At 72.2% G+C, this 13,881-nt stretch carries 14 protein-coding genes and 1 pseudogene; 6 read left to right on the forward strand and 9 right to left on the reverse strand.

The annotated features are described in order from the left end of the window. Nucleotides 1-99: 99 nt before the first annotated feature. From hemC to ACW9J6_RS27810, 3 genes are all read right to left on the reverse strand, one after another. Nucleotides 100-1,035 (reverse strand): hydroxymethylbilane synthase, encoded by a 936-nt coding sequence (hemC, locus tag ACW9J6_RS27800; RefSeq protein WP_457119586.1) that lies wholly within the window; start codon nt 1,033-1,035, stop codon nt 100-102. An 81-nt stretch (nt 1,036-1,116) separates the two neighbouring features. Then, complete coding sequence (locus ACW9J6_RS27805; RefSeq protein ID WP_457119587.1) at nt 1,117-1,287, reverse strand: hypothetical protein; 171 nt, start codon at nt 1,285-1,287, stop codon at nt 1,117-1,119. 58 nt (nt 1,288-1,345) lie between these two features. After that, nucleotides 1,346-1,645, reverse strand: a complete 300-nt coding sequence (locus tag ACW9J6_RS27810; RefSeq protein ID WP_457119588.1) for an antibiotic biosynthesis monooxygenase family protein — start codon at nt 1,643-1,645, stop codon at nt 1,346-1,348. 189 nt (nt 1,646-1,834) lie between these two features. Here ACW9J6_RS27810 and ACW9J6_RS27815 point away from each other — a divergent pair, with 189 nt between their 5' ends. Beyond that, on the forward strand, nt 1,835-2,263 hold the full coding sequence (locus tag ACW9J6_RS27815) for an RNA polymerase subunit sigma-70 (RefSeq protein WP_457119589.1): 429 nt from the start codon (nt 1,835-1,837) through the stop codon (nt 2,261-2,263). Between the two features lie 79 nt (nt 2,264-2,342). Here the strand turns inward: ACW9J6_RS27815 and ACW9J6_RS27820 are convergent, their stop codons facing one another. Then, nucleotides 2,343-2,810, reverse strand: coding sequence for an Hsp20 family protein (locus tag ACW9J6_RS27820; RefSeq protein ID WP_457119590.1), 468 nt, complete (start codon nt 2,808-2,810; stop codon nt 2,343-2,345). Nucleotides 2,811-3,039: 229 nt separating this feature from the next. Here ACW9J6_RS27820 and ACW9J6_RS27825 point away from each other — a divergent pair, with 229 nt between their 5' ends. Further along, a complete protein-coding gene (locus tag ACW9J6_RS27825; RefSeq protein WP_457119591.1) occupies nt 3,040-4,044 on the forward strand; it encodes an alpha/beta hydrolase in 1,005 nt (334 codons plus the stop codon). A gap of 1 nt (nt 4,045) precedes the next feature. On the opposite strand, the gene hisN is transcribed toward ACW9J6_RS27825, so the two are convergent. The 4 genes from hisN to ACW9J6_RS27845 all read right to left on the reverse strand — a co-directional run bounded on the left by hisN (nt 4,046) and on the right by ACW9J6_RS27845 (nt 9,352). Then, complete coding sequence (gene hisN / locus ACW9J6_RS27830) at nt 4,046-4,834, reverse strand: histidinol-phosphatase (protein WP_457119592.1); 789 nt, start codon at nt 4,832-4,834, stop codon at nt 4,046-4,048. Between the two features lie 75 nt (nt 4,835-4,909). After that, entirely contained in the window at nt 4,910-6,922 is a 2,013-nt protein-coding gene (locus ACW9J6_RS27835; protein ID WP_457119593.1) for an AI-2E family transporter, read from the reverse strand. Nucleotides 6,923-7,430: 508 nt separating this feature from the next. Further along, nucleotides 7,431-8,723 (reverse strand): nicotinate phosphoribosyltransferase, encoded by a 1,293-nt coding sequence (pncB, locus tag ACW9J6_RS27840; RefSeq protein WP_457119594.1) that lies wholly within the window; start codon nt 8,721-8,723, stop codon nt 7,431-7,433. A 119-nt stretch (nt 8,724-8,842) separates the two neighbouring features. Next, entirely contained in the window at nt 8,843-9,352 is a 510-nt protein-coding gene (locus ACW9J6_RS27845) for a pyridoxamine 5'-phosphate oxidase family protein (RefSeq protein WP_457119595.1), read from the reverse strand. Nucleotides 9,353-9,543: 191 nt separating this feature from the next. Here ACW9J6_RS27845 and ACW9J6_RS27850 point away from each other — a divergent pair, with 191 nt between their 5' ends. Genes ACW9J6_RS27850 through ACW9J6_RS27865 form a run of 4 tightly spaced genes read left to right on the forward strand, consistent with a single transcriptional unit; the run spans nt 9,544 to nt 12,609 of the window. Beyond that, a complete protein-coding gene (locus tag ACW9J6_RS27850) occupies nt 9,544-9,753 on the forward strand; it encodes a TOBE domain-containing protein (RefSeq protein ID WP_457119596.1) in 210 nt (69 codons plus the stop codon). Beyond that, nucleotides 9,753-10,793, forward strand: a complete 1,041-nt coding sequence (locus ACW9J6_RS27855; RefSeq protein ID WP_457119597.1) for an ABC transporter substrate-binding protein — start codon at nt 9,753-9,755, stop codon at nt 10,791-10,793. Before ACW9J6_RS27850 ends, ACW9J6_RS27855 begins: the two co-directional genes overlap by 1 nt. Then, on the forward strand, nt 10,790-11,842 hold the full coding sequence (locus ACW9J6_RS27860) for a FecCD family ABC transporter permease (protein ID WP_457119598.1): 1,053 nt from the start codon (nt 10,790-10,792) through the stop codon (nt 11,840-11,842). The genes ACW9J6_RS27855 and ACW9J6_RS27860 overlap by 4 nt, the downstream gene beginning before the upstream one ends. After that, a complete protein-coding gene (locus ACW9J6_RS27865) occupies nt 11,839-12,609 on the forward strand; it encodes an ABC transporter ATP-binding protein (RefSeq protein WP_457119599.1) in 771 nt (256 codons plus the stop codon). Before ACW9J6_RS27860 ends, ACW9J6_RS27865 begins: the two co-directional genes overlap by 4 nt. A gap of 760 nt (nt 12,610-13,369) precedes the next feature. On the opposite strand, the pseudogene ACW9J6_RS27870 reads toward ACW9J6_RS27865, so the two are convergent. Then, nucleotides 13,370-13,881, reverse strand: a pseudogene (locus tag ACW9J6_RS27870) (hypothetical protein); the annotation flags it as partial.

Raw genomic sequence — 13,881 nt, forward strand, 5'->3', positions numbered from 1 at the left:
CGCTCCCTGGAAGAGCGTCGCGCCGGCCCCTCTCCCGGCCTGCTCCGCAGGCCACCCTCCCCCGCAGAGGGGGGAGGGCTCTCCGGCGCGCCAGGTTTCCTATTGCAGCTCGGTCCGGTAGGTCTCGCCCGCCTGCGCCTTGAGGTCCGCCCCCGCCTCGCGCCCGATCGCCACAGCCTCCGCAGCCGGGCCCCTGCGCCGGGTGCCCCACTGCGCGCTGCCGTCGGGCCGAAACAGCAGCCCGTCGAGGGTGAGCGCGTCGCCCTCGATCCGCGCCAGCGCGGCGATCGGCGTTCGGCAGGAGCCGTCGAGCTCGGCGAGCAGCGCCCGCTCCGCGGAGACCGCGATCGTCGTCTGCGGGCAGGCCACGGCCTGGAGGAGGGCGATGATCTCGCTATCGCCGGCCCGGCACTCGATGCCGAGTGCCCCCTGCGCCACCGCCGGCAGCATCGTCTCGACCGGGATGACGTCGCGGGCGAGATGCGCGAGGCCGAGCCGCTCCAGCCCGGCGATGGCGAGCAGGGTCGCGTCGCAGGCCCCCTCCTCCAACCGGCGGATGCGGGTGTTGGCGTTGCCCCGCAGGGGCACGATCCGCAGGTCCGGCCGGCGCATCAGCACCTGGGCGCCGCGCCGCAGCGACGAGGTGCCGACCCGGCTGCCCGGCGGCAGCGCGTCGAGGCTCTCCGCCTTGAGCGACAGGAAGGCGTCGCGGGGATCGTCCCGCGCCAGGATGCAGGCGATGACGAGCCCGTCCGGCAGCCAGGTCTCCACGTCCTTCATCGAGTGGACGGCGATGTCGACCTCGTCGGCGAGCAGCGCTTGCTCCAGCTCCTTGGTGAACAGACCCTTGCCGCCGATCGCCGAGAGCGGCCGGTCCAGCACCTTGTCGGCGACCGTGGTGACGGGCACCAGCTCCATCGCGCCGGGCGCGGCGAGGTGCGGATGCGCCGCGGCGATGCGGTCGCGGACCATGCCGGTCTGGGCGAGCGCCATCGGGCTGCTGCGGGTGCCGATGCGCAGGGGACGGTGGGCCATGGGCGGGGACTTGCCGTCAGAGAAGCGTCACGTTCTCCGCGAGTAGACCGCCAGCCCCGCCCTGTCACCTGCGGCGAAGCCTTACTCCTTCGGGATCTGCTCGTCGGCGATCCTCTCGCCCTGCGGCGTGCCGGCCGGGTGGGCAGGCGGGGCCGGCCCGTCCGGCGCGCGGCCGGCCGGACGTCGGCTGCTGGCGAGGCTATCGTTCGCGAGGCCGTCCTCGTCGTCCTGTCGGTCGCGATCCTGGGTCATGCGGGCGCCTTCGGCCGAGTCAACCGTCAGAGGTCAACGGCCGAAGGCGCGCAACCGTTCAGAAGCCCGCCGCCGTCGTCTGCGTGTGCTCGACGGCGGGCGGGGCCGCGAAGTGATCCGACACCAGCGCCCGCCAGGCCTGGAAGTCGGGCGAGCCGCGGAAATCCACCGTGTGGTTCTCCAGCGTCTCCCACTTGACCATCAGGCGGTAGCGGGTGGGGGTCTCGATCGAGCGGTGCAGTTCCATCCCGCGGCAGCCCTTGGCGCGGCGAAACAGGGCGGTCGCCTCGGCGACGCCGTCCTCGAAGGCGGCCTCGTGGCCGGGCTTCACCTCGATCTGCGCGATCTCCAGAACCATGGTGGTCCTCCCGTGAACGCCCCCTCCTGCGCGATCCCGACGCGGGAGTCCACGCGAGAGCGGTGGATGACGCGCCGGGGCGGTTGCATCGGCGGCGGCCGGCGCGCACAAACCGTGAATGCGCCGTACTGCCGGAAACCCTGCGCAAGCGGGACCGTTGCTCCGATCAGCCGATCCGAGGTTTCGCCGATGACGACGCTGAAGGAATTCGAGGAGGCCCTGCGCGAGCACGGCATGCTGATGGCGCTGGCCATCCTGGAGCGGCTGCGCGAGCGCGACCGGGCGAACCGCACCGTGAAGCCGGGCCGGCGCATCGTCGGCAAGAAGATGACCCCGGAACTCGCCCGGGCGATCCTCGACCTGCACGGCTCGACGGACATGACCCAGCAGGAGATCGCCTTCAAGCTCGGCGTCAACCAGGGCCGGGTGAACGAGGTGATCAAGCGCGGCAAGTGGCTTTCGGGCGACCAGACCGCGCCCGAGGCGGTGGCCCGCGACAAGGGCAAGGCCCGCATCCGCGGCACCGACGTCAAGCGCCCGCCGCGCAAGGCGAAGCCGAGGCCCGCTGCCGCCCGGAAACCCAAGGCCCAGGCCGAGCTGCTGTTCGGGGATCCGTAGCGGCGGAGGGTTTCGAGCCCACACGCGAAAACGCCCCGGCTCTCGCCGGGGCGCTCCACTCGGAACGGGGGATCGTCGCTTACGCGGCCTGCTGCACCGTGCCCTCGATCGACTTCGGGCCGCTGGCCGAGGCGATCTGGATGGTGCGCGGCTTCTTGGCCTCCGGGATCTCGCGGACGAGATCGATGTGGAGCAGGCCGTTCTCCAGCGTCGCGCCCGTCACCTGGACGTAGTCCGCGAGCTGGAAGCGCCGCTCGAAGCTGCGCGCCGCGATGCCCTGATGCAGGAACTCGCTCTTGCGGGCCTCGGCCACCTTGCGGTCGCCCTTCAGCGTCAGCGCGTTCTCACGGACCTCGATCGACAGATCCTGGTCGGTGAAGCCGGCCACCGCCACCGTGATCCGGTAGGCGTTCTCGCCGGTGCGCTCGATGTTGTAGGGCGGATAGGTGGGGGCCGCATCCGCGCTGACGAACTGGTCGAGCGCAGAGAACAGCCGGTCGAAGCCGACGGTCGAGCGATAGAGGGGAGCAAGGTCGAACTGACGCATGACATATTCTCCGTCCGAAGCAATATGTGATCTTCAGGTTCGCCGGATGGCCGAACCCTGGGTCTTCGTGCACCGCCGTCTGGCCGGTGCCCCTAGGAGATCGGTGGCGCGCGGCGGCGGTTCAAGACCCCGGATGCACAAAATCGCGCGGCCCGCGCTTGCTTTTGCGGGCCGGACGCGGTGCTCTCGAAGCGTCGCCTTTCCGGCTCGCATCCAGGGGTCCGCGCCCGTGACGGTTCCGCTCATCGCCACCCCGGACAACCCGATCCCGCCCGGGGCCCGGATCCTGTCCGTGCCGACCCGGGACGGGCTCAGCCTGCGCGCCGTGACCTGGGCGGCGACGGCGCGCCAGCCGAAGGGCACGGTCTGCCTCGTCCAGGGCCGGGCGGAGTTCATCGAGAAGTACTTCGAGACCGTGACCGACCTGCGGGAGCGGGGCTTCGCCGTGGTCGCCTTCGACTGGCGCGGCCAGGGCGGCTCCGACCGGACCGTGGACGACGCGCGCAAAGGCCACGTGGGCGATTTCGAGGAGTACCGCGCCGACCTCGACGCCATCGCCGCGGAGGTGCTGGAGCCCGCGATGCCGCGGCCCTTCTTCGGCCTCGCCCACTCGATGGGCGGCGCGCTCTGCCTGACGGCGGCGAAGGAGGGCTGGCTGCCCTTCTCGCGCCTCGTCGCCATCGCGCCGATGCTCGGCATCGTGATGGTGCGCCACCCGCGGGCGGCGATGCGCCTCGCCGCGCTCCTGAACGGGCTCGGCCTCGGGCGCCGCTACGTGCCGGGCGGCGGCCCGGTCTCGATCGCCACCAAGCCCTTTCCGGGCAATCGGCTCACCACGGACCCGATCCGCTACGCCCGCAACGCCGCCGCGGCCCTGGCGGTGGGGGCGGGCGCGGTGGGCGACCCGACCGTGGCCTGGCTCGCCGCCGCCTTCCGGGCGATGCGGCGCCTGGAGGATCCGCGCTACCCGCTCGGGATCCGGCTGCCGGTGCTGGTGGTGGCGGCGGGCGACGACCCCGTCTGCAGCACGCCGGCCATCGAGCGCTTCGCGGCTCGCCTCCGGGCGGGTCACGGCCTCACCCTGCGCGGCGCCCGCCACGAGATCCTGATGGAGCGCGACGGGATCCGCGAGCAGTTCTGGGCCGCCTTCGACGCCTTCGTGCCGGGCACGCCGCTCCCCGAGCGGCGCCCGGAGGAGGACGACATGGTCGCCCTGGAGCGGGTGCGGCCCTGACTCACCCGTTGATGAGCGTCAGCGCCGCCTCGTGCAGGCGCTTGTCGCCGGCCGCCACGATGTTGCCGCCGGCGCCCGCGGGCCCGCCGTCCCAGGTGGTCACGACGCCGCCCGCGCCCTCGACGATCGGGATCAGCGCCACGATGTCGTAGGGCTTCAGCCCGGCCTCGATCACGAGGTCGATCTGCCCGGCGGCGAGCATGCAATAGGAGTAGCAGTCGGTCCCGTAGCGCATCAGGCGCACCGCGTCCTCGACGCGCCCGTAGGCCGCGCGGTCCGCTCCCTCGCCGAACAGGCGCGGGTCGGTCGTCGCCGCGATCGCCTCGGACAGGACGGAGCGGCGGCGCGTCAGCAGCCGGCGCGTGCCGTGCGGCCCGCGATACTGCGCAGTCCTGCCGTCGCCCGAGAAGCGCTCGCCGAGGAAGGGCTGGTTCATCATCCCGTAGCAGGGCGTGCCGCCGCGGTTGAGGCCGATCAGCGTGCCCCAGAGCGGCAGGCCGGCGATGAAGCCGCGGGTCCCGTCGATGGGGTCGAGCACCCAGACGTACTCCGCGTCGCCGTTCTCGGTGCCGAATTCCTCGCCCAGGATGCCGTGGTCCGGGAAGGTCTGCCGGATGAGCTGGCGCATCACCACCTCGCCCGCCCGGTCGGCCTCGGTCACCGGGTCGAAGGGCTTGGGGCCCACCGCCTTGTCCTCGGTCGTGAAGGCGGCGCGGAAGAAGGGCAGGATCGCCTGCCCCGACACCGTGGCGAGCTCGTCCACGAACCGCGCGAAATCCACCACGCTCATCGGCCAACCCCTGCGGGCCGACCCCGCGCGGCCCGTGGCGGATCGAAAGGACGGCGCGCGCCCTGCGTCAAGTCCTCACGCCGGTGCGGCGGCCGGGACGGCCTCGGGGCGCGGCCCGGCGGCCACAGCGGCGGCCTCCGGGACGCGCTGCGGCCGCTCGGTCTGCGCCCCGGCGGCAGCCTTCAGGCAGGCCTCGACGCCCTCCCGCAGGGACGTGACGTAGTCGTCCGCGCCCAGGGAGGCGCGGGCCTCCGAATCCGCCAGCACCACGTCGTCGACCGGCCAGAGGCCGACGAGCACGCGCGCCCCGGGCAGCCGCCGCCGCACCCGCTGGATGAGGTAGCGCAGATGGGCGGGCGTGCCGCTGATCTCCAGGTAGGAGATGCAGACCATCCGGGCCTCGCCTGCGTCCAGGGAGGCGATCTCGGCCCGCGACACCGCGCCGAAGGGCACCACCCGGGTCCCGAGGCCCCGCTTCTCCAGGAGCTGCGAGAGCATCGTGGAGGCGGCCTCGTCGAGGAGACCGCGGCCCGCCACGCAGAGCACGGCGCCCTTCTGGCGCCAGGCGGCGGGAAGGGCCTCGGGCGGGGGCCCGTCCGGGACGGCCGGGGCGGCGTCGCAGGGGCCCTCTGTCTCGCGGTTCAGGAGGCGACCGGCGAGGCTCGGCGCCGCCTGGGGGGCGGCGTCGTCCCGGTCGGCGAGGTCGGTGACGAGTTCGTCGATCGCTTTGCGGATCCGCTCCAGCTGCTCGCCGGTCAGCACGCCGCGCCGCGCGTCGGAGGCGGCGAGCTGCAGCCCCTTGAGCACCACGTCGTCATAGTAGGACGAGAGCGAGCACTCGCTCAGCAGCGCCTCGGCGAGGGCCTGCGCCTCGTCGGGATCGTCCGCCAGGAGGCGCTGATAGAAGTTCTCGACCGGCGTCAGGGCCGGGCGATCGCCGAACAGCACGTCGAGGAATTCGAGCTGGTCCACGTGGCGACCGAGCACCACGAGGCAGACGGTGAGCGGCGTCGAGAGCAGCAGCCCGACCGGTCCCCACAGCCAGGTCCAGAACAGGGCCGAGACCAGCACCGCGAAGGGCGACAGCCCGGTCGAGTGGCCGTAGAGCAGCGGCTCCACCACCTGCCCGACCAGGGGTTCGAGGACGAGGAACAGGGCCGCGGTCTCGATCACCATGGTCCAGCCGGGATCGACCGCCGCGGCGAGCGCCAGCGGCAGCAGCGCCGACACGAACGCGCCGATATAGGGCACGAAGCGCATCAGCGCCGAGAAGATGCCCCACAGGATCGGGCTCGGCACGCCGATCGCCCAGAGGCCGACGCCGATCGCGACGCCGAAGCTCGCGTTGAGGGCGAGCTGGACCAGGAAGAAGCGGCTCAGGCGCCGCGCCGCGTCGTTCATCGCCACGGTGGTGCGGTGAAGGTCACTCGATCCGGCGAGGCGGATCAGCCGGTCGCGCAGGTCCTCGCGCTGGCCGAGGATGAACATCAGCACGACGAAGACGATGCCGGTGGTGGCGAGCGGGGCGGCGATCGGGGCGAGCAGGCGCTCGGCGAGTTCGAGGGGCGGCAGGCCGCGCTCGCGCATCTCGACCAGGACAGGCTTGTCCGGGTTCTGCACAGTCGGGGTCGGGTGCGGGGCGGTGGGATCCTGGGTCTTCGCCGAATCCTCGGAGGCCGCGCCGGCCTGCTGCAGGTGCTGGCCGAGCGTGCGCAGGTAGGTGGCGGCGGATCCGACCGGACCCTCGCGCAGGCGCTCCAGCTTGTGCTCGATCGTGCGCTGGTAGCCGGGCAGGTTGGTGCCGAGATCGGCGACCTGCATGCCGATGACGAGGGCGAGGAGCCCGACGATGCCGAGGCAGGCCAGGACCGAGAGGCCGATCGACGGCATCCGCCCGAGGTGAAGCCGCCGCAGCAGGCTGACGAGCGGCCAGAGCACGAAGCTGAGCAGGACCGCGATGGCGATCGGGATCAGGATCTCGCGGCCCACATAGAGGGCCCCGACGATCAGGGCGGCGACGAGCATCGGGATGGCGACGCCGCGGCCGGGCGTCTCGGCGGCCGGGATGCGCGTGGGCACCGCCGGCATCAGGGACGACCTACCGTTCTGCGCCATACGCCGCCTCACGCTCGGAGCCCGGGAAGCCGGGCGGTACACGGGGCAGGAACGGCCGGGACGCATGAATGGATCCCCGGATTGGTGCGGGGGGATCGGGTTGGACGGCGGGGGACGGGTGCGCCCGGGGAAACCTGCCTCTGCGGCAGGATGTCCGCGAGCAATGCGTGGCGCTTCTCCCCTCTTCCGAGTGGGAGAGGGGCCGGGGGATCGAAGATCCCGCGTGAGGGTGGGTCGGCTTCAGGATTGAACTCGGAAGGTTGAGCTGCGAGCTGCACCGTTCAGACTTCTTGCTGAAGCCGAGCCACCCTCACCCCTACCCCTCTCCCACTCGGGAGAGGGGATCCCGCGTACGCTGGACTGGCGTCGTTTGTTGTCGACACAGTGCTTCCCGGAGATCAAGACGCATTCGTCGGTGGCTTGGATTGCCCCGGACAGCCGTGCGTAGCGGGGGAGGGCTCGCGCGCGATCCCCCGCCCCCTCACACCACCACCGGCTGCGCCACCTGCGCGCCCACGGCGAAGACCCGCTTGTAGCGGTCGACCTCCTCCTCCGGCCCGAGCGCCTTGGTCGGGTTGTCGGAGAGCTTCACGGTCGGGCGGCCATTGGCCGAGATCACCTTGCAGACGATCGAGATCGGGTCGAGGCGCCCGTCCGGCGCCAGGCCGCGGAAGTCGTTGGTGAGCAGCGTGCCCCAGCCGTAGCCCAGACGCAGGCGCCCGTGGAAGCGGTGGTGGATCGTCTCGATCGACTCCACGTCGAGCCCGTCGGAGAAGATCGCGAGCTTGTCGCGCGGGTTGCGCCCGTGCTCGCGCCACCACGCGATCGCCTCCTCGCCCCCGATGATCGGGTCCTTGGAATCGATGCGGATGCCGGTCCAGTCCGCCATCCAGGCGGGCCCGTTGGTGAGGAAGCCGGTGGTCCCGTAGGTGTCGGGCAGGATGACCAGGAGGTTGCCGGCGTAGTCCTGCTGCCAGTCGGTCAGCACCGCGTAGGGCGCGCGGGCGAGCGCCGCGTCGTCCTCAGCGAGAGCCGCGTAGACCATCGGCAGTTCGTGCGCGTTGGTGCCGACCGCCTCGATGTCGTGACGGAGCGCGATCAGGCAGTTCGAGGTGCCCAGGAAGGCCGGCCCGAGCCCCTCGATCATCGCCTCCACGCACCAGTCCTGCCACAGGAAGCCGTGGCGCCGCCGCGTGCCGAAATCGGCGATCGACAGGCCGGGCAGCAGCTTCAGCCGCTCGATCTTCTCCCAGATCCGCGTCATCGCCCGGGCGTAGAGGATCTGGAGGTCGAACTTCCCCATCCCCTTCAGCACGCCGCGCGAGCGCAGCTCGTTGAGGATGGCGAGCGCCGGCACCTCCCACATCGTGGTCTCGATCCACGGGCCGTGGAAGGTCAGCACGTACTGCCCGTCCTGCTTCTCCAGCAGGTAGTCCGGGAAGCGGAACCCCTCCAGCCAATCCATGAAGTCCGGCGAGAACATCTGGCGCTGGCCGTAGAAGGTGTTGCCGCGCAGCCAGGTCGACTCGCCGCGGGTCAGGCGCAGGGAGCGGCAATGGTCCAGCTGCTCGCGCAGCTCGCCCTCGTCGATGATCTCGGCGAGGCGCACCCGCGCGGTGCGGTTCTGGATGCCGAAGGTCACGTCCACGTCCCGGTGGCGGCGAAAGATCGTCTGCGCCATCAGGAGCTTGTAGAAGTCGGTGTCGAGCACCGAGCGGATGATCGGGTCGATCTTCCAGGTGTGGTTGTAGACCCTGGTGGCGAGGTCGAGCATCACCCGTGCCTGACTGACCCGGCGCGCAGGGCCGGGCGGGGTGGGTCACCCCGCACCGATCGGCGGCCAAAGTCAAGCTGCGGCCGGGGACCTGTCCCCGGCCGCGAGCATCGGCGCGCTCAGCGGGCGGAGAGGTCCACCGCCTTCTTCTCGGTCTTCGGCGATTCGCCCGTCACCGCCGCCTTCACGTAGCCGTAGAGGTGCAGCATCGTGGCGTTCGGGCTGTCCCAGTACTCGCCCTTCTCCGGGTGAACGCGGATCAGCGTCACCTCGGGATCGTCCTTGCCCTTGGGAAACCAGGTCTTCAGGCTCTCGTTCCACTTGGACTCGATGGTGGCCTTGTCGCGCACGATCTCGGCCTTGCCGGAGACCGAGACGTAGTTCTGGTTCGACGGATCCGCGTAGGCGAGGTTGACCTGCGAGTCGCGGCTGATCTCGCCGGTGACGGGGGCGTCGAGCTTGACGAAGAACCAGAGGTCGCCCTGGTCGTCCGCCTCCTGGCTCCACATCGGCCGGCTGCGCAGCTGGCCCTGCGCGTCCACGGTCGTCATCATGGCGACCTTGACGTCCTTGATGAGGCTGAAGAGTTTCTGCGCGCCCTCGTGGTCGCGGTGGCTGCCCTGATGCATCGATCTCCTCGACGGTTGGCCGGGGCCTCGGTCCCGCGCGGGGCGCGGGGCCGGCGGCCGCGCGGCGAAACTGCGGGACAACCGGCGAGGCCCGGCTTGGTTTCGAAGCGTCACCGGATGCTGTCCGCGACGCCACGCCCTGCTATGTCAGGCCCGCGGCCCCGACTGCCGCAGCAATGAGGACCTCCGTGATGAAGATCAGCGCGCGCAACCGCCTCTCCGGGACCATCAAGTCCGTCACCAAGGGCTCGACCACCGCCCACGTGACGGTGGAACTGCCGGGCGGCCAGGTCGTGACGGCAGCGATCACCAACGAGTCCGTCGACGAGCTGGAGCTCGCCGTGGGCAAGCCGGCGCAGGCCATCATCAAGTCCAGCGACGTGATGATCGCGGTCGAGTGATGCGCCCCGACCGCCGCGCGCTGCTCCTCGGCCTGGCGGCCCTCGCCGGTGCGGGCGCCGCGCGTGCGGGGGAACCCGGGGCGGAGCCCGAGCGCGACGATTCCGGGCGCCCCCTGCCCGTCCCTCCCGGCCCGGTGCGGCGGATCTTCCCGGCCGGGCCGCCGGCCGCGATCCTGCTCTACACCCTCGCCCCCGACCTGCTCGCGGGCTGGCCGCGGGCGCTGCGGCCGGAGGAGCGGGCCTTCCTGCTGCCGGAGGCCGCCGCCCTGCCGGAGACCGGGCGCCTCACCGGACGCGGCAACACGGCCAACCTGGAGACCGTGCTGGCGCTGCGGCCCGACCTCATCGTCGATACCGGCGACACCTCCGAGACCTATCGCTCGTTGGCGGACCGGGTGCAGGAGCAGACCGGGATCCCGGCGCTGCTGTTCGACGGGCGGCTGCCCTCCGCGCCCTCGACCTATTGCCGCCTCGGCGCCCTGATCGGCCGCGCGCGGGACGGCGAGCAACTCGCGGCCCGCTGCGAGGCGATCCTGGCGACGGTGCGCGCCCGGGTCGACGCCGTGCCGCCCGAGCGGCGCCCGAAGGTCTACCTCGCCCGCGGACCAAGCGGCCTCGAGACGGCGCGGGCGGGGTCGATCAACGTCGAGGCCCTGGAGCTGATGGGGGCGACCGACGCGGCCGGCGCCGGCGGCGGTCTCGCCCGGGTCTCCCCGGAGGACGTGCTCGCCTTCGCGCCCGACGTGATCGTGGCGCTCGACCCCGCCTTCGTGGCGGCCGCGAAGGCCGATCCGGTCTGGCAGAGCCTGCCGGCCGTGCGGGCCGGCCGGATCCACCTCGCCCCCGCCCTCCCCTTCGGCTGGGTCGACTTTCCGCCCTCGGTCAACCGCTTCCTCGGCCTGTGGTGGCTCGGCAAGGTGCTCTACCCGGAGCATTTCCCGGAGGACCTGCGGGCGATCGCCCGCGACTTCCACCGCGATTTCTACCACGTCACCCCGGACGCGGCGGCGCTCGACCGCGTGCTCGCGGGGACCCCGTGAGCGGCCCGCAGGCCCGGGCGGAGAACCGGCTCGCGGGGCGCCTGCCCGCGGGCGCCGGTGCGGCGCTGGCGCTCGGCGCCCTCGTCCTGGCGGTCGCCCTCGCCTTCGGGGTCGGGCGCTACCCGGTCGGCCTCGCCGACGTCGCCCGGGTGCTCGCCGCCAAGCTGACGGGCGCCCCGTCGGGCCTTCCCGCCGCGGTCGAGGCGGTGGTCTGGCAGATCCGCGGGCCGCGCATCCTGGCGGCGATCCTGGTCGGCGCGGCCCTCTCGGGCGCCGGCACCGCCTTCCAGGGCCTGTTTCGCAACCCGCTCGTCTCCCCCGACATCCTCGGGGCCTCCTCGGGCGCGGCGCTCGGGGCGGTGCTGGGCATCCTCCTGGCGCTCGGCGTCCTCGCCATCGAGGCCCTCGCCTTCGCGGGGGGCCTCCTCGCGGTGGCGGCGGTCTACGCGGTCGGGGCGGGGCTGGCGCGGCGCGATCCGGTCCTGGTGCTGGTGCTCGCGGGCGTGGTGATCGGCTCGCTGCTGGGGGCCGGCGTCGGCCTCGTGAAGGTGCTCGCCGACCCTTACAATCAGCTCCCCGCCATCACCTTCTGGCTGCTCGGCAGCCTCTCGGGGGTGCGGGGCGGCGACCTCCTGGCCCTCGGCGCCCCGATCCTCGTCGGCACGGTCCTGCTCCTCCTCCTGCGCTGGCGGCTCGACGCGCTCTCGCTCCCCGACGAGGAGGCCCGGGCGCTCGGCCTTCCGACCGGGCGGCTGCGGGTCGCGGTGGTCGGCGCCGCCACCCTGGTGACGGCGGCGAGCGTGGCGGCGGCCGGCATCGTCGGCTGGGTCGGGCTGGTGGTGCCGCACCTCGCCCGCTTCCTGGTCGGGCCGGGCTTCGCGCGGCTGCTCCCGGCCGCCTGCCTGCTCGGCGGCGGCACCCTGCTCGTCATCGACACGCTGGCGCGCAGCATCGCCCCGGTGGAGGTGCCGCTCGGCATCCTGACCGCCATCGTCGGGACGCCGGTCTTCCTGTGGCTGCTCGCGGGCGCGGAGCAGGACTGGTCATGACCCTGCTCGCCGCGCGCGGCCTCGCCTTCGGCTATCCGGGCCGCGAGATCGGGCGCGGCCTCGACCTGTCGGTGGCGGCGGGCGAGGTGCTGGCGCTGCTCGGCCCCAATGGCGGTGGCAAGACCACGCTCCTTAAGACGCTTCTCGGGCTGCTGCCGCCCCGCGCCGGCGCCGTGACCGTGGCGGGCCGGCCGCTCGCCACCCTGTCGGCGCGCGAGCGGGCGCGCCTGATGGCCTACGTGCCGCAGAGCGCGGGCGGTGCCTTCGCGTTCACGGCCCGCGCCGTGGTGCTGACGGGGCGCAGCGCCCACGTGGGAATCCTCAGCGCGCCCTCGCGGGCCGACCGAGACGCGGCCGAGGCGGCGATGGCGCGGATGGGCGTGCTCCCCCTCGCCGACCGCCCAGTCACCCGCCTCTCCGGGGGCGAGCGCCAGCTCGTGCTGATCGCCCGGGCCCTGGCGCAGGAGCCGCGCCTCGTGGTGCTCGACGAGCCCACCGCCAGCCTCGATTTCGGCAACCAGGGCCGGGTGATGCGCGAGATCGCGCGGCTGCGCGGCGACGGGCTCGGCGTGGTCTTCACCACCCACGACCCGAACCAGGCGGCCCGCATCGCCGACCGGGCGCTGCTGCTGCGGGCCGGAACGCGTCTCGGCGAAGGGCCGGTGGCGGAGGTCCTGGAGGCCCGGCGGCTCGAAGCCCTGTACGGGGCGCCGGTGGAGGTGGTGCGGGATCGCGAGAGCGGGGCGGCGGCGTTCCTGCCGGGGTGATGCAGAGCAGCAGGCCGTGAGCGACCCAAGGGGCATCATCGGCAGGCTGAATCGCCCGCAGCCGGCGACGGCGGTGATCGCGATTTCCTGTCGGCATTCGGACCGACGGCCTTCCTCGGCTCTGCCTCACCTGTTCCGGACGACTTCAGCAGCAGTGAATTGAGATCGAAATTCGGAAAAATCAATCCACCGCGAAGCGGCTCTGATGTCTGAAACTTCCCCTGCTGAGGAAGCAGTCACCGAGGAACAGGAGGAGCGGTATCGCCAAGGTCAAAACTCAATACACTTGACCACGCGAGGGACCGCTTGCCATCTCATCCAGACAGACAGACTGCACCCGCCTGACCAGCGCTCCTGACCCAACGCGGCCGCCGGCGACGCGCGTCAGGAATGTCCTGTTGCGAGAGTTTTTCGGACATTCGGTTCCGCGATACGGTTCCCTCACATCCCTCGCCGCCGACGCCTCTTGCGCCATGCACTTGAGCCGAGCCTGCTCACCGGCATGTAAGATTGTCGGTCTTTTTGCTTGCCTCTCGTCCTGCGCTCAACCGCGTGTGGCCTGTCTCGCATGGATTGAGATGAGAGCGGGTGGAGTGCTGAAGGGCCGGTCCGTGTTCGGTGCTGACCCACACGCGATGCCGCACGCCAGCGTCCCGGATGGGCATACCGATGCGCACGGACACGCAGCGCCCCGCACGCGCGTACAGCCCGGGACGAGTGCCTCGGGCTGCCAGTCTATGGCGATGTCCCCGTCAGGGGCTCAAGCGACCTGCCAGACCTGGGTACCGGCGTAGCCGCTCAGCACCAGGCTCTGGTGCCCCGACCCGTCCACGTCCGCCAGCGCCCGCACCGTCGTGGCGCTGTCCCAGCCCTCCTGGTAGCCGAAGTCGTTGATCTGCTTCGTCGGGTCCATCGTGAAGCTCAGGTGGCCCGAGGCGTCCCGCGAGCCCAGCGCCACGAAGGTCGACGAGGCCCCGAACCCCACGATGTCCGGCGTCCCGTCCCCGTTCACGTCCCCCACCAGCCGCGGCGTCAGCGCGTTCGACCAGCCCTGGTTCGTGCCGAAATCCGCGATGGCGAGGTGCAGCGCCCCGAAGGGCTGCCCGCCGTGGCTCGAAGGGTCCTGCCCCTCGGCCACGAACACGCCCGCCGCCCCGAAGGCCAGGATGTCGTCGTAGCCCGTCACCGCGTCGTGCACGACGAGGCGCTGAGTATTCTGGTCGGTCCAGCCCTGCGCCCGGCCGAGGTCGGTGCTGCCGCCGAAGGTGGCGG

This window comes from Methylobacterium sp. JK268, from assembly GCF_054052225.1.